Genomic DNA, 24,219 nt, shown 5'->3' with positions numbered 1-24,219 from the left:
TAATTAAATCCGTTGTGGAATATGAAGAGAATAGGCTTTTTATCTTTTGGTCATTGGGACAACCATCCGGCATATGCTGCTCGCACTGCAAGCGACACTTTGCTTCAATCCATTGATTTAGCAATAGCAGCTGAAGAAATTGGTTTAGACGGTGCATATTTTCGTGTACATCATTTTGCTAAACAACTAGCTTCGCCCTTCCCTCTGTTGGCGGCGATAGGCGCTAGAACCCGTAAAATCGAAATTGGCACGGGTGTAATTGACATGCGCTACGAGAACCCTCTATACATGATCGAAGATGCCGGAGCGGCTGATCTAATTTCTGGAGGTCGCTTACAATTAGGTATCAGTAGAGGGTCTCCCGAACAGGTAATTGACGGATGGCGTTATTTCGGATATGAGCCCGCCGAAGATAAGACGGATGCCGACATGGGACGCCAAAAAGGGTTGGAGTTCTTAGAAAAACTAAATGGCATTGGGTTTGCCGAACCTAATCCTAACCCCATGTTCCCGAATCCACCCGGCTTATTACGTTTAGAACCACACGCGGAAGGATTGCGCGACCGTATATGGTGGGGCGCGGGTTCCAACGCTACTGCTATCTGGGCAGCTCAACAAGGGATGAACCTTCAAAGTTCTACACTTAAAGACGACGAAAGTGGAAAGCCATTTCATATACAGCAGGCAGAACAGATCAGATTATTTAAAAAAGCTTGGAGAGAGACCGGACATACACGAGAACCGAGGGTGTCCGTAAGCCGCTCAATCTTCGCATTGGTGAATGACCAGGACCGATATTATTTTGGGCACGAAGCTAGCAGAGAAGACAAAGTCGGTATGATTGAACCCAATAAACGTGCTATCTTCGGACGTAGCTATGCCGCGGAGCCGGATCAACTCATTGAAGAACTAGCTGCGGATGAAGCTATTAAGGAAGCTGACACCTTGCTCCTGACCATACCAAACACGCTGGGCGTCGATTACAACGTGCACGTTCTTACCGCTATCTTACAACACGTGGCTCCTGGATTAGGTTGGCGATAAGGCGGTAGAAGCAATACTTAGAATACTAAACTGGCACGACTATCGTATAGCATTAGGTAGCAAATTACATACCGATGAAAAAACGAAGTACGCATATCCTTACCATAGTAGGTTGTGGAGATGCTTTTTCCAGTGGTGGGAATGCCCAGACTTGCTTTCATGTCGAATCGCCGGAGGGGACATTCTTGATTGACTGTGGCGCCGGAACACTTGCCGGCATAAAAAAACACGGCTTATCTGTAGCAGAAATCGATACGATTATTATTTCGCATTTTCATGGTGACCATTATGGCGGTTTGCCCTTTATACTGCTGGATGCAGCCAAAGAAAAACGAGAAGAACCGCTTACCATTGTGAGTCCTCCTGGCGGTAAAGAAAAGATCCAACAGTTGGTCGAACTTCTTTATCCAGGAAGCAACGTGTTGGATAACTTAAATCTGAACTATGTGTACTACCGACAGGAGAAGGAAATTACATTGTCGTATGTCACCGTAACGCCAATACCGGTAGCACATAAGCCAGAAAGTCGCCCTCATGGCATCCGAATACGTACAGCACAGAAAACGATTGGGTATTCTGGAGACACTGGCTGGACCGACCAACTGATAAAGATTGCTGCGGATACCGACTTATTTATTTGCGAATGTTGCTTTTACGCGACGGCGGTTGATGGACATCTCCATTACCTACAATTGTGTGAGAAAACAAACCATTTTCGTACAAAACAAATCCTACTGACTCATTTTGATGAAGAAATGTTAGCAAATCTCGACAAAGTCGAGTTACGCCATGCGTATGATGGTTTGCAGTTAATCATATAAAATTGTACAGAATAGAAGACATACTGCCATCGTGCTGACGTCACTTTTCTTGCCCTGTGCTAAGTCTATTATAACGCGTAATAAATAATTTTGATAATTAAAATACATGTATTATGGCACCGAGACCTTCTAAAATTTGGGCAGATTACCCTGTAAAAGATATAAACAGGTCTAAAGAATTCTACCGTGCTTTGGGCTTTACGGTACGGCAACTGACCCATGACGGAGATGATTTCATTTCGCTCTCAATTGGTGACAACGGCTTTGTTCTTAACCTTTTTTCCACGGAGCGATTTGAGAGGGGCGTGAGGACGAAAGCTTTGGATACTTGGGGAACAAACGAAGTAAATTTCAGTATTTCGGCCGACACCAAAGATGAAGTACTAGCGTGGGAACAAGCGCTTCTCGATATCGATGCGGATATCATCAGTCCGCCTGAGGAGATGAAAGAAGGTTGGTGGGTAATGCGTTTTGCTGACCCCGACGGCCATCGCTGGGTAATATTGAATATGGAGAAGTAAAAATCGTATTCATAAATACAAAGCATTTTACTTAAGTTTGTACTAAACAATTTAGTAAAATGAAACAATCAGGAACAGCGGATCTTCCCTTACATTACGGTAAAGTTCCCCCTTGGTTATATGAGCGCATGTCTTCTTTGGGATTATCAATAATTGAGGCCATCTTAAGCGATTATGGTAAAGCGGAGGTTTTGCGAAGGTTAGCTGATCCGTTTTGGTTTCAAAGCTTTGGCGCAGTGCTGGGGATGGACTGGCATTCCTCGGGAATTACCACATCAGTCATGGGTGCCTTAAAGCGTACGATCAATCCGGCATCCTCATCATTGGGAATCTATATATGTGGAGGAAAGGGTAAACTGTCGCGAGAGACGCCAATTGAGCTGTTGCGAGTTGCCGAACGAACTGGTCTTGCTGGCGACCAACTCGTTAGGGCATCCAAGCTCTCTGCTAAAGTGGACAACACAGCGATACAGGATGGCTATCAATTATATTTGCACAACTTTGTTGTGGCTGACAACGGTAGTTGGACGGTGGTCCAACAGGGCATGCATGGTCGAGATGGTACCGCTAGAAGATATCACTGGCATTCGGAAAACCTGAGATCGTTTATCGAAGAGCCGCATACGGGAATCAATGGTATCCCGCAGGGATACATCTTAAACCTCACGGCCGCTAGTGCAGCTAACAATCGGAACGGCATTTTAGCTATTTCCCGCGAGGATTCGTCAAAAGTTACACGGGATTTTGCTCGCTTGATGATGCCAGGGCATCATGATGTTCGTTCATCGGATGTAGATCTAAAAAGATTAGGGGCATTGTTATATGTAACGCGTGAATCGCATCCTGACAACTTCGAAGACCTCTTGCTACTGCAAGGCGTGGGACCGCGCACTATGCAGTCCCTAGCGCTGGTAAGTGAAGTAATACATGGCGCTCCTTCCAGATTTAAGGATCCTGCCCGTTTCTCGTTTGCACATGGAGGCAAAGATGGACATCCCTTTCCGGTACCGATCGATATCTACGACGATAGTATACAGATACTACAGAAAGGTATTGAAAAATCGAAACTTGGGAATGCGGACAAATTAAAGACAATCAATAAACTGCACGAAGTCGTGCTCCAAGCAGAAGCAAATTTTACTCCGAAATTTGATATGCGGCAGGTTATTGAGCAAGAGCGTAGAGATTCTTGGAAACATGACGGGAGAACTGTTTTTGGGAAAGCTCAAAAGCATTCTCCTTATGCGCCGGGCTGCCAGCTCTCATTATTTTAACTAAACGTTTAACCTTTTAATACTGCTGTTCAATTAACATAGATTAAAAACATATATTGCCCTAACCCTGTTATATTTTTTGTTCGTATAAGTCTTCGAATTTGTTTTCTTTCTACAAAATTTTTATACCTTTGCGAATCTTGGTTAAGTATTATTAAGCTAAATCGTAAGTAAGATTATATAAACTACAAACAAATACACGAAGACAGACAATGCAGAGTAAAGGGCTGATTAAATTTTTGGTAGTAGTGGTGTCAATAGCATGCCTCTATTCCCTATCATTCACATTTGTTACACGAAAAGTAGAACGAGACGCTGCGGAATATGCGAAAGGCGATATGGCCAAAGAGAAGGCATATCTGGATTCCATAGCTGGTGAGGAAGTTTACAATTTAGGTGTAGCTAAATTCACCTACAGGGAGGCGAAAGCGCACGAATTAGCGCTGGGCTTAGACCTTAAGGGTGGAATGAACGTCACAATGGAAATATCATTAGACGAACTCATTAAAAATTTGGCGAACAACCCTAAAGACGACAACTTTAACAAGGCCATCGAATCTGCTCTTCAAAAGAGTAAATCGGTAAATAGAGGCCTCGTCGAGCTTTTCGTAGAAGAATATAAGGCTTTAGGAGCAGGAACGCCCCTGGCAACTTTCTTCGCAACGACAGATAATGCCTCGCTTATTAAGGCAACTAGCTCTGATAATGAGGTACGGAGTTTTTTAGATAAAGAAGCTGATAATGCTATAGAAAACTCTTTCAAGGTATTACGTACGCGCATCGATAAATTTGGTGTAGCCTCGCCAAATATCCAAATCCAACAAGGTACAAACCGTATTCTAATAGAGCTTCCTGGTGTAAATGACGAAGAACGTGTTCGCAATCTCTTACAGGGATCAGCTAAGTTGGAATTCTATGAAACACACGATAACTATCAGGTGTACCCACTACTGGAGAACCTCAACAACATTTTAGCCAGTTCGTTAAAATCCGCTGCACCTTCGGCTCCGTCCGCAGCAGTTGCGGAAGATTCGGATGCAACAGACAGCGTTTCTAATGATGATAATCTGTTAGCTAATTTAGGAGCGGCCTCGAAAGATAGTACCGACACCGCTGGAGTTTCTGCGGACTTAACTGCAAGCAATCCGTTGTTTGCCGTTTTAAATCCAGCCACTTATATGGAGCAAAACGGTCAGCCAAACCTAACACCGGGTGCGATGATTGGTATTGCTAACCTAAAAGATACTGCTCGTGTTAATGAATACTTAAATCGTCCGGAAGTAAGGTCCAATATTCCTGGGAATTTAAAATTCTTATGGTCCGTTAAACCGGAACAGAGAACGCCTAACTTTCTCTCCTTATACGCAATCAAGACATCAGGTCCTGAAAATGGAGCTGTCTTGACGGGCGACGTCATTACCGACGCGCGCGACGATTTTAATGAGAAGAACCAGCCAGTTGTTTCGATGTCGATGAATTCCGAAGGAGCTCGTCAATGGCGTAGAATTACAGCCCAAGCGGCACAGAACAATAATGCTGCCATCGCTATTGTATTAGACGGTGTTGTGTACTCTGCTCCCGGCGTAAACGAGGAAATTCCTAATGGTAACTCTTCTATATCTGGTAACTTCACTATTGAAGATACGAAAGACTTAGCTAATGTATTAAAGGCAGGTCGTCTTCCAACGACGGCAAAGATTGTGGAGGAAGCAATTGTTGGTCCATCGTTAGGACAAGCTGCCATTGACGCGGGTATCAATTCTTCCGTTATCGCTCTTGTCGTAGTAATGCTATTTATGATTGCTTACTACAACCGTGCTGGCATAGCAGCGAACATTGCGGTATTGTTTAATGTGTTCTTCTTAATGGGAATTTTGGCGTCCCTAAACGCCGTACTTACTTTACCTGGTATTGCGGGCATTGTATTAACGATGGGAACCGCAGTGGACGCTAACGTCCTGATATACGAACGTATTCGAGAAGAATTAGGCCTGGGAAAATCCATTCGACAAGCGATTGCCGACGGTTATAAAAATGCTATGCCTTCCATTTTGGACTCGCAGATAACAACGTTCTTGGTTGGTCTAGTATTGTTTTTCTTTGGCAGCGGACCGATTTTAGGATTTGCTACTACATTGATGATCGGTATCATTACTTCATTATTTACGTCTATCTTTATTTCGCGTCTGATTTTCGAGTACATGCTATCGAAAGACTGGAAAGTATCTGTATCGTTTCCTTGGTCTGCAAATACTTTAAAAAATGCAAATTTCCAATTTATCAAAAAACGGAAAGTATTTTACGGTATTTCCATCATTGCTTCTATTATTGCTTTAGCGGCTATATTCACCAAAGGTTTCACACTAGGGGTAGATTTCAGTGGCGGACGCAGCTATACGGTCGCTTATGAAAAAGCTGTCGATTTAGAAGAGGTACGTAAAAACCTTGACGATGTATTTGGCTTAACAACTGAAGTAAAAACTTTTGGTAGTGAAAACCAGGTACGCGTTACAACAACGTATCATGTGCAGGAAACTAGCGACGAGGCAGATGGGGAAGTATTAGGTAAATTAAACGAAGGATTATCTAAAATCGAAGGTAATGGGTACGAGATCCTTTCTTCTCAGAAAGTTGGTCCTAGTATCGCAACCGATATAAAAGATAGGGCGATATGGTCCGCCATATTTGCGATTGTGATTATCGCGGGGTATATTTTGGTGCGTTTCCGCAAATGGCAATACTCAATGGGAGCAGCAGTATCAACTATTCACGATGCGATTATCTTGTTGGGGCTATTCTGCATTCTAGATGGCATTGTTCCGTTCTCGTTAGACCTCGACCAACACTTCGTGGCAGCTATTTTAACCGTGATCGCGTACTCTGTGAACGACACGGTGGTTGTATTTGACCGTTTGAGAGAATATTTAGGTAGATCACATAAAGATGGTTTCGGAGATACCATCAACAAAGCTATCAACTCTACGTTGAGCCGAACCATTATTACTTCACTGACATTGGTCTTCGTCTTAGCTGTTTTATTCCTATTTGGCGGCGAAGTAATCCGAGGATTTTCATTTGCTATATTAGTGGGTATTGTTGTAGCTACCTATTCTTCGATTTTTCTTGCCGCACCGTCGGTCTACGACCTGAGAAAAGGGAAAAGTATTGTCGAAGAAAAACCAGAAAAGGCAAAAGTTGTTACCCCGTAGACACGGTTAACTATGATAAAAAAGAAAAGGTCTCCGAGAAATCAGAGACCTTTTCTTTTTCATCATCATTTTTTCATCATTTAATCGTTTGCGTTAGTTGATTGCTATAATTTTTCCTAGTTTTGGACTTCAAAAAGTTCATCTGATGAAATATATATTCACTAGTCTGGCTATTGGTTCACTGACTTTTTTCAGCGCCTGCCAATCCGAAAGCAATGGTAAAACGAAGGTAGTTATGCAACAACAAACTGCCGAACATCACCATTCTTCTACTACTGCACAGCCATCAATACCTATGGCGAAAGAGGCTGCAAAGCAATTGCCAGACTTTAAATTTTATAAGGTCAAATCAGGTATAGCATTCACGAATAAAGATATACCTGCCAATCGCAACACGATATTTATCCTATTTGATCCAAGCTGTGGTCATTGTCAACAGGAAACCGGGCTTTTAGCGAAAAACTATGAAAAGCTGAAAAACGTCAATCTTTATTTTATTTCTATGAATGACCCTGCACTCATGGCGTCTTTTTTGGAAACTTTTGGTAAAGAACTTGTCAACAAGCCGAATGTGGAAATGTTGTATGACAAAAACCAAGAATTTATTCAAAAATTCCACGTACCGGCACAGTTTCCGGCAAATTATGTATATGGAGCGAATGGAGCTTTGAAAAATAATTGGGACGGAGAAAAAGCTATTGATTTTGTCATCGCTGAGTTTACAAAATAATGAATGTTGCAATCAATGGCTTTGGAAGGATTGGACGCAATACTTTACGCAACATCTATCGGCGAGGCCTTCAAAAGGAAATCAGGATTGTTGCTATCAACGATTTGGCGGATACGACTACTTTAGCGCATTTACTGAAATATGATTCTGTCCATGGGCCATTCCCGTTTATGGTCCATAATGATGCAGAGCATCTTTTTATCGAAGGACAATCTATTAACGTGTTAAATGAAAAAAGCCCTCTGCTACTTCCTTGGGAGACGTTAAACGTCGACGTAGTAATCGAATCAACCGGTATCTTCACCAGTAGGGAAAAAGCTGCTTTACATCTGAAAGCGGGGGCAAAACAAACCATTATATCGGCCCCGTCGCCAGACAAAGAAGTCCCTACGGTTGTTTTGGGCATTAATGATAAGGTTTTTGACTGGCAGACATCCCTGTTTTCAAATGCTTCCTGTACGACCAATAATGTTGCTCCTTTAGTTAAGATATTAGATGAAAATTGGGGTATTAATGATGGTTATATCACTACCGTGCATTCAATGACCGGAGACCAAAACCTGCATGATGCCCCCCACCGAGATTTGCGTAGGGCTCGCGCAGCATCGTCTTCGATTATACCAACTACAACAGGTGCTGCAAAAGCCATTACCAATGTTTTTCCGCATCTGGATGGACGGCTCGGTGGTGCAGGTATACGTGTTCCGGTACTTAATGGTTCGTTAACTGATTTTACTTGCACGCTAAAGCAACAGACGACGGTGGAAGAAATCAACACCAAATTTAGAGAAGCGGCAGAAGGAATCTTAAAAGATATTCTGTATTATACGGAGGATCCTATCGTCTCCGTTGATATTATCAATAATCCTTATTCTTGCGTTTTTGACGCTCAACTCACATCCATCGTTGGTGGCTTGGTAAAAGTGGTCGGATGGTACGATAATGAATTTGGTTATTCTAACAGATTGGTAGATTTGCTGGTTAAAGTTCACCAATTACCCCAATACCAAAAAGTGCAAAATCATATTTAACAGGATCTTCCGGATCGAAGCGTTTTAAATTTTCTGTCAGCTCTACAGCGGTTTTCCAATTAACTTTATCTGACGTAATTAATCCGAACTTACGAGCAACGCGTTCTACATGAACGTCGCAGGGACAGATAAGATCATGTGGCTTTATTCTATCCCATATACCAAAATCCACGCCTTGACGATCTCTGCGGACCATCCAACGCAGAAACATATTTATACGCTTACAGCTGGATTTTTGTAAAGGAGAGCTGATATGTTTTCGGGTACGGATGGGATAGTCAGGCAAGGAGAAAAAATATGCTTTAAATTCGTTTAAACTTTCCTCCATCGAAAAGGACACTGTCGACTGATCGCCGAGCATAAAAGCATCTTCCAATGAACTAAATCGACCATAATGGAAACGTAAAAAGGAAATAAAATATAAGAGGTCAGTATCATTAAAAGTACGGTGTTTGAATCCTAAAAGATTTCTCAAATCCACCTCTTCATGCCTCATTATGAAGTCTGCAGGTTGTCCGTCAAAACGTTCAATCAATTCTTTACACTTGTTGATGATGGTTTTCCGCTGCCCCCAAGCCAAAATAGCAGCAAAGAAGCCCATTATCTCTATGTCCTGTTTCTTAGTAAACAGATGAGGAATACATATCGGATCGTTTTCAATAAACGTATGTTGGTTAAACGATGCTACTTTATCGTCTAAAAACTGCTTCATGTCGAAGTCTGCCATGTAATCGTTGGTATTTTACAATTTCGGTATAAAGATACCCAATTCGTAAATACCCACAATATTTATAATACCTTTGCATTAAATTAAGCGCTTATGGATCTCAAGAAAAAAAAGAATGTATTGCATCCTAGAAACATCCACCGATCGGGCTATGACTTCCCCAAATTGGGAGATGCAAATCCAGCATTGAAAGATTATATCATCGAGACCTCTTTTGGCACCGTGTCTATCGACTTCGCGAATCCTAAAGCGGTTGTTGAACTTAATAAGGCACTCCTAAAAGCCTATTATAATGTACAAAACTGGTCCATTCTGAAAAATAGCCTCTGCCCTCCTATTCCAAGCCGAGCAGACTATATACATTATGTTGCAGACCTGCTAGCGGCTGACAACGACGGTGTTGTTCCAACGGGGTCGGGAATAAATGTTTTAGATATCGGAACAGGCTCATCCCTCATTTACCCGATTTTAGGTGATCGGATTTATGATTGGAACTTCCTGGGGACAGACATTGATATTACGGTGTTAAATCATGCTAGATCTCTGATCAAAACGAATAGTGGATTGCCTAAAAAGATTACCGTGCGATTACAGGAGCATAAAGAACGTATCTTTGATGGTGTCCTTGACAAGGACGCTTACTTTGATTTGGTTATATGTAATCCTCCCTTCTATAAATCAAGAGAGGAAAATTGGCAGAAGACAACTAAAAAATTCCATAATCTAAATCAGGATAAAGAAGCGCTTCCTGTACAGAACTTCGGCGGATATCCCAATGAACTGTGGTGCGAGGGCGGAGAACGGAAGTTTGTCCGCGATATGATTAACGAAAGTATGCGATTCAAAAAACAATTAGGGTGGATCACCAGCTTGGTTTCCAATAAAGAAAACCTAAAACCCCTTATCGCCTCGCTAGAATATAATAAAGCTTCCAAAATCGAAATTCTTAATATGACTCAGGGACAAAAGGCTATCCGTATTTTAGCTTGGAAATGGTAGTATAAGGTGATCAACACCTTATACATCATTCTTTACTGGCTTATCTCTCAACTTACGTACAAAAAGATTGTAGTTCTCGTGTTTTTCAACATAGATTTCTTCTCCTGCATCGATAAATCCATCTAACGCAACGGCATCATACCACACTCCATCAATTTCAATTTTACCTCCCGGTCTTAGAACCGTTCGGGCAATACCGTTTTTATAAAGCAGATTTGTTTTCTGCGGAGATGAAGTATATCCGACGTCGGCTTTCTGTTCATCTTGGAGAACTAATCGCTTAAAGGCGGAGGATCTTAGGATATTCTTCCCGAAAATAACCATTAAGACAATAGAGAGCACCATTGCTCCCGTTACAATTAAAAATGATTCCATCAATAATCCTGGTTTGGCTAGTTTAAAATCAAAATAGTTATTGTCGACCATAGAAAAAGCAAGGCCGCAAAGTACACACATAATTCCCAATATACCGGCGATACCGAATCCCGGTATAACGAAAACCTCCAACAACAGCAGTGCAACTCCCACAATAAATAGGACGATTTCCCAGTGGTCTGCCAACCCCTGCAAATACAGCGGTGCAAAAAATAAAACACCACATATAATTGCTACCGCTAGCGCAAAACCGATACCAGGTGTCTGCAATTCAAAATAAATACCGCCGATAAGGCCTAGAATCAAAAAACCACTAACCATCGGATTAATCAAAAGAGCGATGATGCGATCGACTGCCGTAATGCGATGCTGCACGACCTCCAGATTACCTTTTTCAACTTGTTTATAGACTTCTCCTATATCAGTTACTACGGCTTGAACAATACCTGAGGTTACTCCTTCGGAAGCTGTTAATGTCAATAGCTTACCGTCAGGTTTCAATTGTGGAACAGAAACTTCAGGATCTACGAATGCTTCCGCGATTTTGGGATCCCGTCCCTTTGCTTCGGCTGTAGCGCGCATCAATCCTCTCATATAAGATTGATACTTTTCTGGCATAATTTCCCCACTTTGATTGACAACGCTCGCCGCACCCATACTCCCGCCCTTTTGCATAAAAATTTTGTCCGAAGCCAACGAAATCAACGCTCCTGCGGAAGCCGCATTGTTGTTTATATATACCACTGTATGCATGGTAGAGCCTAAAAGTTTCGAACGTATAGAATCTGCAAAATTTACTGCTCCGCCAAATGTGTTTAACTCTATCAAAAACGTTTCGGCTTGGAGCTCTGTTGCTTTCTGATGCGCCAAATTCACGGTTCGCCATGCATTTGGACCGATATCTTCTTTAATGTCTACTTTGTATATTTTTTGTGCCGATGCTGACGAAAGCATTACGCAAAAAGTACAAAGAAAAGCAAAAAAGGATTTTGTAATTTTGTTCTTCATAGATTAATGTTCCTGCTATAGTAATGACTAAATATACAACATTTAAAGCATTCGAGAAAAACTTTCCTTATCAAATATGGAAAATCGTCGTAGATGCATCCACCAGACAGATTGCTGTAGAACTCCGCGATGCGAAGTCTACATGCGCCATACTCTATATCATTGATTTTGAAGGAAAAGAGATACTAAAACATAAGCAAATGGATGAGAAAGAATGGACATTGGAGGCCATCCAACATCATACCGTTGTGCTAAAACGTGTAGGTGATACACAGCCGGTGAAAGAGGGAATCCTGTTTTTAGATATCCAAGGTGAGCCCCGTCATCTATGGCAGGAATACACTTGGATAGACACGTACTGTGATGTCGTCAAGGTGCGACATCGTAATTTCCAAAGCGGTTTTGAAGAATATATCGATATAGAGACGCTAAAAAAAACATCCAGTCCAGGAAAGACACATGAATATTGTAGCGTCATAAAAATGCCAATTCCTTATAGCGGTGTCTTACCCACATATCTGCAAAATGCGGATATACAAGATTTACCTTGGATTAGCCGCGCAGCAGATCGTATACTTTGGTCGTACCACACCAAAGAGAATGAACTTTATTATTTAAACCTTTCCGTCGCCAATAAATCTGACTTATTATGGACACAATCTTTATTATCGGATATGCCAAAAATGATTCCGCAGCCGTATTTTCAGATAGAAAACCAACTATTTTTAATGTCATATAATAAACGGGAAATTGTTTCGTATTTAGTATAATTGTAAATATATGAGAAAAACAAAAGCTTTTTCGACTGCAATAAAATTAGGACTCGTGGGTGCATCATGCTTCCCTCTTTTTCTGAAAGCCAAACCCGTTGATTATAACGCTAGTAAACTTTCTTCTGTTACTATCGCTCCTGATTCAATAGGCGTGGAGGTCGTAAACGGTGAAATAAATGTCATTCACCGTATCGAGCGTAAAGAAACATATTATGCTTTAAGTCGCCGATATAACATCCCCGTAAACCGCATTATGGAGGTTAACAAAAAAAAGAATCTGAAGCCAGGCGAAACGGTGAAAATCCCTACGGGTAGGCAAGAGGACCCAGCAACAATAGTTCCATCTACTCCGACTGTGAGAACTCAACGGCAGGATCAGCCGAAAGTTTTAACCGAATACAAAGTGGGAAAGAGCGAAACCCTATACGCGATTTCCAGACGATTTGGCACAACGATAGAAGCTATAAAGAAAATGAATAATCTTCGATCGGATTCCCTCAGAGAGGGCACTACCCTGAAAATTCCAAATGCTGATTATCGTGAACCGCTTCCTGAAGTGCGGCAACAACCCATTGTTATCGACACATCGTCGGCATCGGAATTAACGCCCGAACAAATCATCGCTGCAAACCGTTATGGTATTCGCGAAAAACAAGAGAAGGGTATTGGCGTGTGGATTTCCAATTTGGAAACCGACGGTAAAAGCAATCTCGCGCTTCACAAAACGGCGCCGATAGGCACTATCTTAAAAATAACTAATCCCATGACACAGAATGTTACGTATGCGAAGGTCGTCGGAAAATTTACGGACACGGCTGAAACGAAAGATGCGATCGTTGTCTTATCAAAGTCGGCAGCAGCCTATATTGGTGCACTTGACAGAAAATTCTTGATCGAAATAGCGTACGGCGTACCCCTGCAGTAACTATTTTTAAGACGACTTTAGATGGACAAACCATACGTTATCGGTATTGCAGGCAGTAGCGGATCAGGAAAGACTTTCTTTTTGAGGCGATTTCTCAACTATTTTCAACCTGATCAGGTAACACTTATTTCGCAGGACGATTATTATATTCCGGCAAACACCAAAACAAAAGAGGAAAACCGTTTATATAACTTTGACTTGCCCTCCGCAATCAACAGGGAATCGTTTTTTTACGACATAAGCCAACTTTTCGGTGGGCATACCGTTTATCGGCAAGAATACACATTTAACAACCCCGATATTACACCTAAAATGCTCGAAATTAAACCTGCTCCAATTCTTATTGTAGAGGGCTTGTTTATTTTCCACTATGAGGAGGTTAATAAGCTGTTGGATTATCGGGTTTTCCTTGACGCAGAAGAATCGGTTGCGCTAGAGAGGAGATTGCAGAGGGACCTCATTGAAAGAGGATATGACCATGACGACGTCATGTACAAGTGGATAAACCATGTGGTGCCAGCTTATGAACGATATTTGGTTCCATTTAAACCAATATGTGATTTGGTAATTATTAACAATACCAATGATCCCAAAATTATTGATGGGGCGGCCCGTGAAATTTCGATCGGACTGAAGATTATTTAAATTCAATCTAAACAGTTATCTTTGTACACGAATGGAAAAGATAATAGATCCGCTATTTCCTATTGAAGATGGGAGCCCCTTTCTTGACGAAGTCAAAAAAGGGATAAACTACAATCCTGATTTGGGATGTTGTGTCTTTAAAAAATGTTGTAAAAAGTACAAACGGGGTAAACGCTGCAAGAAGTGTCCCAAAAGTTAATCTTGCCTCTTATTCTATCAGGCATACCAATATTTTAAATGATTGTATTTGCATCATGAAAAAAAACCATAAACACCTACAAAACAGTCTTTTCCTTTTATTACAAGAATTAAACAATCATAATCCGATTAAATATCAGGGGAGTCCTATATTTGCAATATCGAACACCAACAATAAAAAACGAATATGATGAAAAAGTATACTTTAGGCACTCTAGCATTGGGCATATTGGCTACGAGTGCCTGTCAAAACACTAGCGGACAGAACGAAGAAGCAGAAAAACTAGCAACGGAGGCCATAGAAATACATGATGAGATCATGCCTCAAATCTCGACTTTCAGCAAACATGAGATTTTAATCGACTCATTGTTACAAAACCTTTCTTTATTAAAGACTGTAGATTCTAATTTGGACACGGCAGAAACTAACAAAAAGTTCTCTACCCTAAAAGGAGATCTGGAATCAGCTACCGATAAAATGATGGTCTGGATGAAAGAATATGTAGCGGACAGTACCGACGTAAATTATCAAAAAGCTGAAGTGAACCGTATTTCGGAATTGAAAACCGAATTTGAACAGGTAACCTATGAAGCAGAAAGTTTATTAGCCCCTTTTAAAAAGTGATCATGAAACTTAAACTTACAACATACGTAAGTGCAATTGTATTTTCGTCCGTTTTCGTGGGCTGCACGGAAACAAGCGAAACGAAATTGCCTATCATTGGTGAGCGAGCAACAGAAGAACGAGTTGTCGATGGTAGAACAGTCGTTGACACCATTTACCATCAGATACCTCCATTTGCCTTTCTTAACCAAGACAGCGTCGAAATCACAGACAGAGATTTTGACGATAAGGTTTATGTTGCAAATTTCTTTTTTACACATTGCCCGAGTATCTGTCCAACCATGCAACGCAATTTGCTGAAGGTATATGAAAAATATAAAGATGATGAACGTATTGCCTTTTTATCGCACAGTATTGACTTCAAGTACGATTCGCCGAGTGTGCTAAAATCTTATGCAGAAAAATTGGGTGTTACAAATGACCAATGGCAATTTGTGACAGGCGAAAAAAAGAAAATCTACGGCATCGCCGATAAATATTTGGTCTATACAAAAGAGGATCAGGATGCTCCTGGGGGATACGATCACCAAAGTTATCTGGTATTGATAGATCCGCACAAACGTATCCGGGGTGCTTATGACGGAACAAATGATGAGCAAGTAGCCCAACTATTTGATGACCTAAAGACTTTGTTGAAAGAACAATAGATCACGAATGCGAAATACGCTATTTTCATTGGCAGGAATAAGCGTGCTTACCGGTATGCTTATTTTCTCTTGCCAACCTAATGTTAGTATCGAAACTGCACAATATGCCATAAACGGCCAAAAGCTTTACGTCACACACTGCCAAAGCTGCCATGGCTCGAAGGGTGAAGGATTAGGGATGCTTTATCCGCCGCTGACTGATACGACATATCTAAAGGAAAACCGCGGGATGCTGCCACGTATCATCAAGAGTGGTATGAACGGTCTTATTAAAATTAATGGAAAAGACTACGAGGGTAATATGCCCGGCAACCCTGAATTGACTAACGTGGATATAGCTTATATTTTAACGTACATCACAACCACATTTGGCAACAGCACAGATACCTATACCCAAGAAGAAGTAAAAAATAATCTTGTTAATTACCGGTAACACGATTTTCTAGAATCTTCAGGCGTTCATTGTCTGAAGGATTATCACAGTCCAAAAAAGAAAAAGGTTTCCAAACGGGGAGAATGGAAACCTTTCTAAACTAACCAATTATAAACCTAAATTATGATACTACAAATATACGGCAGATTTCCCGATTCTGCAAGTAAAACGTCTCTAAAAACGCAGATTTAACAGAATATTAACATTAGTGTAGTTTTTACACTTAGTATCGCGGTTATATAACAAATATTTGACATTTCCGGCGTTGTTTTTTTGTTACATTTGCAACCGAATGAACGTTCAATTACTAAATAAAAAAGAGGCCATTTTCGAAAGCACGCTTAAACTCATTAACGAGCACGGTTTTCATGGTACTCCAATGAGTCAGATTGCTGCTCATGCCAATGTGGCTACAGGTACAATCTACCATTATTTCAATTCCAAGGATGAATTGATTCTAGAGCTTTTTAAATACTGTCGAGAAAAAACAAACGAGCATATTTTCAACTTTGATGAAGACTTGGTTTATAAAGATAGATTCTTTTACATTTGGAATCGTTTGGTCGACTATTATTTAACCCATAAAGAAACTTTCTGGTTTATAGAACAATTTTACTCATCTCCATACTATGAGCTTATAAAGCAGAAGAAGACTACCTATTATGGCGTTGATAAAATGTATTTATTTTTTGAAGAAGGTATAAAATCGGGAATCATTCGAAACGTGAGTTTCTATACCTTAATATCTGTTTATATCGGGTCAGCGACGTCCCATGTTAAAATGGTCACTTATGGTTTTTGCAAAATGCAGAGCAAAAGTCGCGAGGATTTAATCGAAATAATTTGGAATGGTGTTAAAAATCAATAATATGAAGTTCAAAAAAATTGCTTTATCGTTATTTCTGGCATGTTACTTCACGGGATATGTGCAAGCGCAATCTACCGCTAATAACGCAGAAGCTGAGAAACTTAATAGCGACGCGACGTTGGATGAGCTTATCGACTACGCGCTGCGCAATAAAATTGAGCTAAGACAGGCTCATATCGATCAAGAAATTGGGGAAAGAGAAATTGCTTCGGCTTTGTCAGGCTGGTTTCCGCAAATCAACGCCTCAGCATCCTTGGTACACAACATTCAATTACCCGCCATGGTGATCGGGGGGGAAACTATAAGAATGGGGCAGAATAACACCAGTGCTATTGGTTTCCAAGCGGATCAGGCTATCCTTAATCCGGAGTTGTTTCAAGCATCCCGCGCTGCCAAATATATACGTCAGCAGAACAGTCTGAACCTGGAAGATACAAGGATCAATACAGTGGTGGATGTCAGCAAAGCTTACTATGACATTCTCACATCAGAAGAGACTATTAAGATCATTAACGAGAATATTGTCCGTCTAAAACGCCAGTACACGGAAGCCAATGCGCGTTATGAAACTGGTTTGGTAGATAAAATAGATTATAAAAGGGCGCAAATTTCCTTGAACAACGCCAATGCGCAGTTAAAATCAGCCAACGAAGCGCGAAAGTACAAATATGACTACCTGAAGTCTCTTTTAAACATCCCTACGGCGGAAGAGATATCACTGTCTTTTATTAATCAGTCGTTGGAAGCCAACATCTTGCTGGATACGACCGAACTACTTAATATTGCTAATCGAGTAGAGTTCAAGCAACTGGAAACGTTGAGAGATATTCAAAAATTAAACACCCAGTACCAAAAGTGGAGCTTTATGCCTCGACTCGGCGCGTATGCCAACTATAATATGAACTATTTCAACAACGAATTTAGTCAGTTATATAGAAACAACATCCCAAGTTCATCCGTAGGTCTATCCTTATCCCTTCCGATCTTTACAGGTACAAAACGTATACAAGAGATCCGCAGATCAGAATTGGAAGAAGAAAGAATTGAATGGGATTTGAAAAATTTGGAAAATATGATCAGTGCAGAATATTCCGCAGCAATGGCAAGCTATCGTTCTAATATGAATGAGTGGAGAAATGCAAAAGAAAATATGGACTTGTCAGAAGAAGTTTATAATACCATCAAGCTACAGTATGATGCAGGGGTGAAAACCTATTTAGAGCTAATGACCGCCGAAAGCGATCTCCGAACCACACAATTAAATTACCTTAATGCTTTATACGCTGTTCTGTCCAGTAAGTTAGATATACAAAAAGCGCTAGGGACAGTAGAAACAACACTATAAAACAAACCTTATCTTTCAACCACGAAATACACGAAAACATGAATAAGAACTATTTATTTTCTGCACTAATTATAGGTTCTGCAATATTCTGGCAATCTTGCAGCTCCAAGGATGGAGCACAGCAAAAACAAGGGGCGACTCCGGGAGAAATGGCTATCCCCGTGACAACGGCAACCGTTGAAAAACAGATTGTTTCTGGTATTAAGAACTATCCTGCTAGCGTTGTTCCGCTACAAGAAGCCGATCTTTTAGCGGAAGTATCAGGCTATGTAACTAAAATATATGTATCGGATGGCGCCATGGTAAAACGTGGACAGCCGTTGTATGAAATTGACCGCATCCGTTATCAAGCAGCTGTAGATCAGGCAAAGGCCAACTTGGAGATTGCAAAAGCAAACCTTCAACGTGTTGAGAAAGATTTGACACGCTACCAGACACTAGCTGACCAGGATGCGATAGCAAAACAAACGTTGGATTACGCGTTTACAGACGTAAACAACCAAAAAGCGCAGGTACAAGCTGCGCAAGCTGCCTTGACGACCGCACAAACAAACTTAGAACGTTCTATCATACGGGCACCGTTTAGCGGTGCGGTCGGCATTTCGCAAGTACGTATCGGTGCCTTAGTTTCTCCAGGCACGACCCTTTTGAACACCGTCAGTGCTATCGACCCTATTGCCGTCGAATTTCAAATTAGTGAGAGGGAGATTTCTGAGTTTGCTGCTTATGAGTCAGGCAGGTCATCTACGGAAATCAGTGTTTCCTTGCCCGATAGAAGCACATACGCACTTGCTGGAAAAATTGCGACTATGGATAGAGCTGTTGACCCTACCACCGGACGCTTGAAAGTACGGGCGTCGTTCAGCAATCCGCAAAACGATTTGCGCGCGGGCATGAATCTTACGATGAATGTGAAGAGCACATCGGCTACGGAGCAATTGGTTATCCCATTTAAAGCCGTTCAGGATCAGCTAGGTGTTTACAATGTGTACGTAGTAAACGATAGTAGCCAAGCAGATATACGTCCTGTAGAACTGGGTTTGAAGCTGGGTGACAAAGTGGTAGTAAACTCAGGCATAGACGTAGGAGACAAAATCATTGTCGACGGCATTTTGAATGTACGAAGTGGAGCAAAAGTTATTGAAAAAGAAGAAAGTAAATAAGAAATGATATCAGAAGTTTTTATAAGAAGGCCCGTTACGGCAATCGTTATCTCTATATTGATCATGATTATAGGTACGATTTCCATCATGACGTTGCCCATCAGTCAATACCCATCCATCGCTCCTCCGACCGTTACAGTGACGGCAAATTATACCGGTGCGGACGCGCAAACCGTTGAACAGACGGTTACAACGCCTATAGAAAGTCAGATTAACGGTACGCCGGGTATGATCTACATGTCTTCTAATAGTACGTCAAATGGGCAGTCCAGCATAACGGTAACTTTTGAAGTGGGGACAGACATCGATATCGCTACGCTCGACGTACAAAACCGTGTGGGTATTGCCGAGCCGGCTTTACCCGAGGCTGTACGTCGTTTAGGAGTAACAACGCGTAAAGCTAATACGGATATCTTGATGCTTGTATCGTTGGTGTCGCCAAATGGGACACGTGATGATAAATTTCTAGCAAACTACGCTAACCTATACGTTAGAGATGCCATCATGCGGGTAAACGGTGTGGGTGACGTGACCGCCTTCGGCCAGCCTTTCTCTATGCGAATATGGCTTGACGCCAATAAGCTGGCTGCGCTAAATTTGACCCCTGCAGATGTTTCCAGCGCAATCGCAGAGCAAAACTTGCGTATGCCTGGGGGGTCAGTAGGTGCGCCCCCTCAACATAACTCACAGGTATTCGAATATCCGGTTATTACCGACTCTGATCTATCTTCCGAGGAGGACTTCGAAGAAATTATTGTCAAAACCAATCCCATTGACGGCTCTATCGTACAACTTAAAGACGTGGCAAGAGTGGAATTGGGCTCTTTCGCTTATTCAACCACTACACGAGTGGATGGTATGGTTTCGACTGGGATGATGGTTGCCCAAACACCCGGTGGGAATGCCGTGGAAACAGCTGAGGGCATATATAGCGCATTGGAAGGGCTAAAAAAATCATTTCCGGAGGACGTTGACTACGTTGTGGGTTATGAAACGGTTTCGGTGGTCAAGGCGTCCATTTCTTCGGTTATTCACACATTGGTGGAAGCATTGATATTAGTTACCATAGTGGTATTCTTCTTCCTGCAATCTTGGAGAGCTACTTTGATCCCGGTGCTGGCAATTCCAGTTTCCATCGTTGGAACATTTATTTTCTTCACGCTGTTCGGATTTTCAATCAACAACCTTACGCTATTGGCTTTCGTATTGGCCATCGGTATCGTGGTGGATGATGCCATCGTCGTGGTAGAAGCTGTGCAGCACTATATTGACCATTATAAAATGGATGCCAAAGAAGCAACCCGACACGCTATGCGAGATATTACAGCTCCCGTTATAGCCATTGGTTTTATTCTGGCCGCCGTATTTGTACCGGTAGGTTTTATACCCGGAATGGTCGGACAACTCTATCAGCAGTTCGCTATTACAATTGCTGTTTCTGTCCTCTTATCTGCCTTTATCGCATTATCTTTGACACCGGCATTGTGTTCCATTATGATGAGACCTACTGCGGTAAACAAAGATGCCAAAGGTTTAAATAAGTTCTTTTACAAATACAATCTTTGGTTCGATCGCGTAACGCATAAATATTCTAGGGGTGTAAAAGCGATTATACGCAAAGCGCCGTTAGCGCTTATTATTTTAGTATGTGTATACGTAGGCACAGGATATATGTTCACCGTGAAACCAACTGGGTTTATTCCTACGGAAGATAATGGGATGTTTTTTGCTGGAGTAACTTTACCAGAGGGAGCTTCCGCAAGCCGTACAGCAGAGGTACTTGACGAAATTGAAGCCGATTTACGGAAAGACTTTCCCGAAATCAAGCATATGACACTTATCTCCGGCATTAATCTTTTGAATCGATCGTTTAAGTCAAATGGAGCAACATTGTTCGTCTCCTTAAAACCTTGGGCAGAGCGAACACGTACCGCTGCCGATGTTGCGGGCGGTATTATGGCTAAATATGCCGGATACGACAAAGCTCGTGTCTTGGCGGTAACTCCACCAGCTATTCCAGGATTAGGAACATCGGGAGGATTCTCGATGATGGTACAAGATCATCAAACGGTCGATATAAAACAGTTTGAAGGAGTTGTCGGGCAGTTTTTAGCCGCGGCGAACCAACGCCCAGAGATAGGTATGGCCTATACGCTTTTTAGTTCAAACTCCCCTAATTTCAAGATTACGGTGGACAGGGAGCAAGCTAAAAGAATGTCGGTTCCGATATCATCTGTTTACAGTACGATATCGGCTTACCTCGGATCTGCTTATGTAAACGATTTTACGCGCTATGGTCGTAACTTCCGTGTTGTGACACAAGCTGACCAAGATTATCGGATGAACATAGAGGATCTGAATAAATTATATGTCAACAATGTGAAAGGGGAATCGGTTCCGTTAGGCGCCCTCATTAACTGGGAACTCGTTCAAAACCCATCGATTATCAACCACTATAATATTTTTAGGAGTATTGAGGTCACTGGATCCGCCGCTCCCGGATATAGTTCTGGGGATGCCCTTCGGGCTTTGGAGGAAGTCGCCGCGCAAACTTTACCTGACGGGTATGGGTATGACTTCTCAGGTCTATCGCTACAAGAAAAGCAATCGGGCAACATGACGATCATGATTTTCGGATTATGTATTGTATTTGTGTTCTTATTATTGGCTTCGTTATATGAAAGCTGGTCTGTTCCGTTCTCAATTCTATTATCTGTACCTATTGGCGTATTCGGGGCTATTCTGACCTTGTTGTTTATCCCTGCATTGGATAACAATATTTACGCACAGATTGGTTTGGTGACCATTATCGGTCTTGCGTCAAAAAATGCAATTCTTATTGTAGAGTTTGCAAAAGAACGGGTCGATATCGGGATGCCGCTGATGGAAGCGACTTTGGATGCCGTTAAGTTGAGATTAAGACCTATCATCATGACATCCTTCGCTTTTATTTTAGGTATTATACCGTTGATGTTATCAACCGGAGCAGGTGCCTTTTCTCGCCAAACAATCGGCTGGACTGTGTTTGGCGGTATGAGTGTTGCCACTTTGCTCGGTATATTTATAATTCCCGTGTTATTTTACGTGATTACTAAAATGGCTTATGGAAAGAAAAAACTTGCCGAACTGGAAGCTAATTTTGATCCTGAGAAGGCAAAGAATTTGAGTTCGCATTGATAATACGAAATGATAATAATAAAGGACGCCCAGGTGGCGTCCTTTATTATTATTGATGCTCGCCTATTGTATTCAAAGGAGATCTCCATCGACTCTGCTTGTCGTTTCTTCTGCACAAACGGGTATTCATATAGACGAACGGATGGACTAATCTCTAGTACGTCATAGAATAACTACGTCGCCTAAAATATAAGTACACAATCCATGGAGAAACAGATTTGATTTCTTACCTTTATTTGTGTAACAAAATCGCAACAACATGATTGACAAACTGCAGCAAATAATCCAGCAGGCAACAACTAAAGAGATTAGCAATAATAAAGATATTTCTGATAATTTAGCAGGAAATGTGGCTAAGGAAACTGGCTCGTCGTTGATTGAAGGTTTAAAATCAGCCGTTTCGGGTGGAAATTTAGGCGAGCTGAGCCATATGCTTGGTAATAGCGACACTAGTACGTTGACCTCTAATCCGGTAGTAAAAAACATAATATCTTCACTCACCACAAAATTGGGTACCAACGTAGGATTGGATAGTAGTACTGCTGGTGGCTTTGCTAGTTCTATTATACCACAAATCATCAGCATGGTTTCCAATAAAGTACAAAATGGTGATTTCAATATCAGTGATATCATAGGTTCTCTCACTAGTGATGGCGCGGGCTCTGCCCTAGACCAAAACGGTGATGGGAAAGTGGGGATCGACGACGCTATAAGTGTAGTCACCAAAGGAAAACTAGGTGATGCGCTAGGCGGCTTTTTCAAAAAGTAAATACAGGTAGTCGCTACGTTTAAATATGCTACCGTTTTTATAGATGAGAAATTTAAACTTGCATGAAATTATACACCATTGACACTGGATTCTTTAAGTTAGACGGCGGCTCGATGTTTGGTGTAGTGCCAAAATCATTGTGGCAACGCACCAATCCCGCCGATGAACGGAATCTATGTACTTGGACAAATAGATTACTACTCATTGAGGACGGCAGACAGTTGATTTTAATAGACACGGCAATCGGGGATAAACAGGACGAAAAGTTTTTCAGCCATTATTTTCTACACGGTGATGCCACGCTCGATGGTTCATTAGCAAAATACGGATTCCACCGCGATGATATTACGGATATCATCCTAACACATCTCCATTTTGATCATTGTGGAGGTGCTATAAAGCGAGACGGTGAACGCCTTCTTCCCGCTTTCAAAAACGCGCGCTTCTGGAGTAATGAAAAACATTGGGAGTGGGCCATAAACCCCAATCCTCGAGAGAAAGCTTCATTTCTCCGAGAGAACATTCTCCCCATCCAGGAAAGCGGCCAGCTGCATTTTGTGAAGGAAGGAGAATCTTTTTCGCCTAACATTGATATTCGTTATGCGCACGGGCACACCGAATCCATGATGCTTCCACAAATCCAGTATCGGGGAAAAACAATTCTTTACATGGCGGACTTATTACCTTCCGTAGGGCATATTCCCCTCCCCTATGTGATGGGCTATGACGTCAGGCCCCTAACCACTATGGATGAGCGACAGCACTACTGGAACGAAATTGTTGAAAATGAATACATACTGTTCCTCGAACACGATCCAACGAATGCATGCTGTACTTTGGATTATACAGAAAAAGGCGTAAGGCTAAAGGAGGCGTTCAGCCTAGAAGACATGTTTGGCTAAGGCTTACGGC

22 protein-coding genes are annotated in these 24,219 nt (G+C 41.7%); 20 read left to right on the top strand and 2 right to left on the bottom strand.

Going from position 1 to position 24,219, the window contains the following annotated elements; genetic code table 11:
- Positions 1–21: 21 nt before the first annotated feature.
- The 7 genes from C5745_RS09515 (at position 22) to gap (ending at position 8,630) form a co-directional block, all read left to right on the top strand.
- Positions 22–1,044 carry an LLM class flavin-dependent oxidoreductase gene (locus C5745_RS09515; RefSeq protein ID WP_105716768.1) on the top strand — a complete coding sequence of 341 codons (1,023 nt, stop codon included), beginning with the start codon at positions 22–24 and terminating at the stop codon, positions 1,042–1,044.
- Between the two features lie 74 nt (positions 1,045–1,118).
- Positions 1,119–1,865, top strand: a complete 747-nt coding sequence (locus C5745_RS09510; protein ID WP_105716767.1) for an MBL fold metallo-hydrolase — start codon at positions 1,119–1,121, stop codon at positions 1,863–1,865.
- A 113-nt stretch (positions 1,866–1,978) separates the two neighbouring features.
- Positions 1,979–2,386 carry a VOC family protein gene (locus C5745_RS09505; RefSeq protein WP_105716766.1) on the top strand — a complete coding sequence of 136 codons (408 nt, stop codon included), beginning with the start codon at positions 1,979–1,981 and terminating at the stop codon, positions 2,384–2,386.
- A gap of 59 nt (positions 2,387–2,445) precedes the next feature.
- Positions 2,446–3,660: a DUF763 domain-containing protein gene (locus tag C5745_RS09500; protein WP_105716765.1), complete on the top strand. Its 1,215-nt coding sequence runs from the start codon at positions 2,446–2,448 to the stop codon at positions 3,658–3,660.
- 212 nt (positions 3,661–3,872) lie between these two features.
- Positions 3,873–6,869 carry a protein translocase subunit SecDF gene (secDF, locus tag C5745_RS09495; protein ID WP_105716764.1) on the top strand — a complete coding sequence of 999 codons (2,997 nt, stop codon included), beginning with the start codon at positions 3,873–3,875 and terminating at the stop codon, positions 6,867–6,869.
- A 145-nt stretch (positions 6,870–7,014) separates the two neighbouring features.
- Positions 7,015–7,599, top strand: a complete 585-nt coding sequence (locus C5745_RS09490; protein ID WP_105716763.1) for a peroxiredoxin family protein — start codon at positions 7,015–7,017, stop codon at positions 7,597–7,599.
- On the top strand, positions 7,599–8,630 hold the full coding sequence (gene gap / locus C5745_RS09485; RefSeq protein ID WP_207795762.1) for a type I glyceraldehyde-3-phosphate dehydrogenase: 1,032 nt from the start codon (positions 7,599–7,601) through the stop codon (positions 8,628–8,630). Before C5745_RS09490 ends, gap begins: the two co-directional genes overlap by 1 nt.
- Here gap and C5745_RS09480 read toward each other — a convergent pair.
- Positions 8,581–9,357 (bottom strand): TIGR02757 family protein, encoded by a 777-nt coding sequence (locus C5745_RS09480; protein ID WP_105716761.1) that lies wholly within the window; start codon positions 9,355–9,357, stop codon positions 8,581–8,583. The genes gap and C5745_RS09480 overlap by 50 nt on opposite strands.
- Positions 9,358–9,450: 93 nt before the next feature.
- On the opposite strand from C5745_RS09480, the gene rlmF reads away from it, so the two are divergent.
- The gene (rlmF, locus tag C5745_RS09475; RefSeq protein ID WP_105716760.1) at positions 9,451–10,356 is read left to right on the top strand and encodes a 23S rRNA (adenine(1618)-N(6))-methyltransferase RlmF; all 906 of its coding nucleotides are present in this window, start codon (positions 9,451–9,453) and stop codon (positions 10,354–10,356) included.
- 18 nt (positions 10,357–10,374) lie between these two features.
- Here rlmF and C5745_RS09470 read toward each other — a convergent pair whose 3' ends face one another.
- Positions 10,375–11,739: an NfeD family protein gene (locus C5745_RS09470; RefSeq protein WP_105716759.1), complete on the bottom strand. Its 1,365-nt coding sequence runs from the start codon at positions 11,737–11,739 to the stop codon at positions 10,375–10,377.
- Between the two features lie 23 nt (positions 11,740–11,762).
- On the opposite strand from C5745_RS09470, the gene C5745_RS09465 reads away from it, so the two are divergent.
- The 12 genes from C5745_RS09465 to C5745_RS09410 all read left to right on the top strand — a co-directional run bounded on the left by C5745_RS09465 (position 11,763) and on the right by C5745_RS09410 (position 24,209).
- Positions 11,763–12,509, top strand: coding sequence for a hypothetical protein (locus C5745_RS09465; protein ID WP_105716758.1), 747 nt, complete (start codon positions 11,763–11,765; stop codon positions 12,507–12,509).
- Between the two features lie 10 nt (positions 12,510–12,519).
- Positions 12,520–13,437 carry a DPBB and LysM peptidoglycan-binding domain-containing protein gene (locus C5745_RS09460; protein WP_105716757.1) on the top strand — a complete coding sequence of 306 codons (918 nt, stop codon included), beginning with the start codon at positions 12,520–12,522 and terminating at the stop codon, positions 13,435–13,437.
- A gap of 21 nt (positions 13,438–13,458) precedes the next feature.
- Positions 13,459–14,082 carry a uridine kinase family protein gene (locus C5745_RS09455; RefSeq protein ID WP_105716756.1) on the top strand — a complete coding sequence of 208 codons (624 nt, stop codon included), beginning with the start codon at positions 13,459–13,461 and terminating at the stop codon, positions 14,080–14,082.
- Between the two features lie 385 nt (positions 14,083–14,467).
- The gene (locus C5745_RS09450; protein WP_133166330.1) at positions 14,468–14,905 is read left to right on the top strand and encodes a transposase; all 438 of its coding nucleotides are present in this window, start codon (positions 14,468–14,470) and stop codon (positions 14,903–14,905) included.
- A gap of 2 nt (positions 14,906–14,907) precedes the next feature.
- Positions 14,908–15,552 carry an SCO family protein gene (locus tag C5745_RS09445; RefSeq protein WP_105716754.1) on the top strand — a complete coding sequence of 215 codons (645 nt, stop codon included), beginning with the start codon at positions 14,908–14,910 and terminating at the stop codon, positions 15,550–15,552.
- A 7-nt stretch (positions 15,553–15,559) separates the two neighbouring features.
- Complete coding sequence (locus C5745_RS09440; protein ID WP_105716753.1) at positions 15,560–15,985, top strand: c-type cytochrome; 426 nt, start codon at positions 15,560–15,562, stop codon at positions 15,983–15,985.
- Between the two features lie 292 nt (positions 15,986–16,277).
- Positions 16,278–16,853 (top strand): TetR/AcrR family transcriptional regulator, encoded by a 576-nt coding sequence (locus C5745_RS09435; protein WP_105716752.1) that lies wholly within the window; start codon positions 16,278–16,280, stop codon positions 16,851–16,853.
- A 1-nt stretch (position 16,854) separates the two neighbouring features.
- Positions 16,855–18,198, top strand: coding sequence for a TolC family protein (locus tag C5745_RS09430; RefSeq protein WP_207795761.1), 1,344 nt, complete (start codon positions 16,855–16,857; stop codon positions 18,196–18,198).
- A gap of 38 nt (positions 18,199–18,236) precedes the next feature.
- Entirely contained in the window at positions 18,237–19,361 is a 1,125-nt protein-coding gene (locus C5745_RS09425) for an efflux RND transporter periplasmic adaptor subunit (RefSeq protein WP_105716750.1), read from the top strand.
- A 3-nt stretch (positions 19,362–19,364) separates the two neighbouring features.
- On the top strand, positions 19,365–22,538 hold the full coding sequence (locus C5745_RS09420; protein WP_105716749.1) for an efflux RND transporter permease subunit: 3,174 nt from the start codon (positions 19,365–19,367) through the stop codon (positions 22,536–22,538).
- A 259-nt stretch (positions 22,539–22,797) separates the two neighbouring features.
- Positions 22,798–23,307 carry a hypothetical protein gene (locus C5745_RS09415; RefSeq protein WP_105716748.1) on the top strand — a complete coding sequence of 170 codons (510 nt, stop codon included), beginning with the start codon at positions 22,798–22,800 and terminating at the stop codon, positions 23,305–23,307.
- 62 nt (positions 23,308–23,369) lie between these two features.
- The gene (locus C5745_RS09410; protein WP_105716747.1) at positions 23,370–24,209 is read left to right on the top strand and encodes an MBL fold metallo-hydrolase; all 840 of its coding nucleotides are present in this window, start codon (positions 23,370–23,372) and stop codon (positions 24,207–24,209) included.
- Positions 24,210–24,219 lie beyond the last annotated feature (10 nt).

The organism is Sphingobacterium haloxyli, assembly GCF_002980525.1.
GTDB classification, from domain to species: domain Bacteria; phylum Bacteroidota; class Bacteroidia; order Sphingobacteriales; family Sphingobacteriaceae; genus Sphingobacterium; species Sphingobacterium haloxyli.
Note: the sequence above shows the minus strand (reverse complement) of the source record. Positions and strands in the feature narration are given on the sequence as shown.

What these genes read in the sequence shown, in the direction of transcription:
- C5745_RS09465 (WP_105716758.1), top strand. Translation starts at nt 11,763, where the DNA reads ATGACTAAATATACAACATTTAAAGCATTCGAGAAAAACTTTCCTTAT.
- C5745_RS09450 (WP_133166330.1), top strand. Translation starts at nt 14,468, where the DNA reads ATGATGAAAAAGTATACTTTAGGCACTCTAGCATTGGGCATATTGGCT.
- C5745_RS09505 (WP_105716766.1), top strand. Translation starts at nt 1,979, where the DNA reads ATGGCACCGAGACCTTCTAAAATTTGGGCAGATTACCCTGTAAAAGAT.
- C5745_RS09480 (WP_105716761.1), bottom strand. Translation starts at nt 9,357, where the DNA reads ATGGCAGACTTCGACATGAAGCAGTTTTTAGACGATAAAGTAGCATCG.
- secDF (WP_105716764.1), top strand. Translation starts at nt 3,873, where the DNA reads ATGCAGAGTAAAGGGCTGATTAAATTTTTGGTAGTAGTGGTGTCAATA.
- C5745_RS09410 (WP_105716747.1), top strand. Translation starts at nt 23,370, where the DNA reads ATGAAATTATACACCATTGACACTGGATTCTTTAAGTTAGACGGCGGC.
- gap (WP_207795762.1), top strand. Translation starts at nt 7,599, where the DNA reads ATGAATGTTGCAATCAATGGCTTTGGAAGGATTGGACGCAATACTTTA.
- C5745_RS09510 (WP_105716767.1), top strand. Translation starts at nt 1,119, where the DNA reads ATGAAAAAACGAAGTACGCATATCCTTACCATAGTAGGTTGTGGAGAT.
- C5745_RS09515 (WP_105716768.1), top strand. Translation starts at nt 22, where the DNA reads ATGAAGAGAATAGGCTTTTTATCTTTTGGTCATTGGGACAACCATCCG.
- C5745_RS09435 (WP_105716752.1), top strand. Translation starts at nt 16,278, where the DNA reads ATGAACGTTCAATTACTAAATAAAAAAGAGGCCATTTTCGAAAGCACG.
- rlmF (WP_105716760.1), top strand. Translation starts at nt 9,451, where the DNA reads ATGGATCTCAAGAAAAAAAAGAATGTATTGCATCCTAGAAACATCCAC.
- C5745_RS09420 (WP_105716749.1), top strand. Translation starts at nt 19,365, where the DNA reads ATGATATCAGAAGTTTTTATAAGAAGGCCCGTTACGGCAATCGTTATC.
- C5745_RS09470 (WP_105716759.1), bottom strand. Translation starts at nt 11,739, where the DNA reads ATGAAGAACAAAATTACAAAATCCTTTTTTGCTTTTCTTTGTACTTTT.
- C5745_RS09460 (WP_105716757.1), top strand. Translation starts at nt 12,520, where the DNA reads ATGAGAAAAACAAAAGCTTTTTCGACTGCAATAAAATTAGGACTCGTG.
- C5745_RS09430 (WP_207795761.1), top strand. Translation starts at nt 16,855, where the DNA reads ATGAAGTTCAAAAAAATTGCTTTATCGTTATTTCTGGCATGTTACTTC.
- C5745_RS09440 (WP_105716753.1), top strand. Translation starts at nt 15,560, where the DNA reads ATGCGAAATACGCTATTTTCATTGGCAGGAATAAGCGTGCTTACCGGT.
- C5745_RS09500 (WP_105716765.1), top strand. Translation starts at nt 2,446, where the DNA reads ATGAAACAATCAGGAACAGCGGATCTTCCCTTACATTACGGTAAAGTT.
- C5745_RS09455 (WP_105716756.1), top strand. Translation starts at nt 13,459, where the DNA reads ATGGACAAACCATACGTTATCGGTATTGCAGGCAGTAGCGGATCAGGA.
- C5745_RS09415 (WP_105716748.1), top strand. Translation starts at nt 22,798, where the DNA reads ATGATTGACAAACTGCAGCAAATAATCCAGCAGGCAACAACTAAAGAG.
- C5745_RS09445 (WP_105716754.1), top strand. Translation starts at nt 14,908, where the DNA reads ATGAAACTTAAACTTACAACATACGTAAGTGCAATTGTATTTTCGTCC.
- C5745_RS09425 (WP_105716750.1), top strand. Translation starts at nt 18,237, where the DNA reads ATGAATAAGAACTATTTATTTTCTGCACTAATTATAGGTTCTGCAATA.
- C5745_RS09490 (WP_105716763.1), top strand. Translation starts at nt 7,015, where the DNA reads ATGAAATATATATTCACTAGTCTGGCTATTGGTTCACTGACTTTTTTC.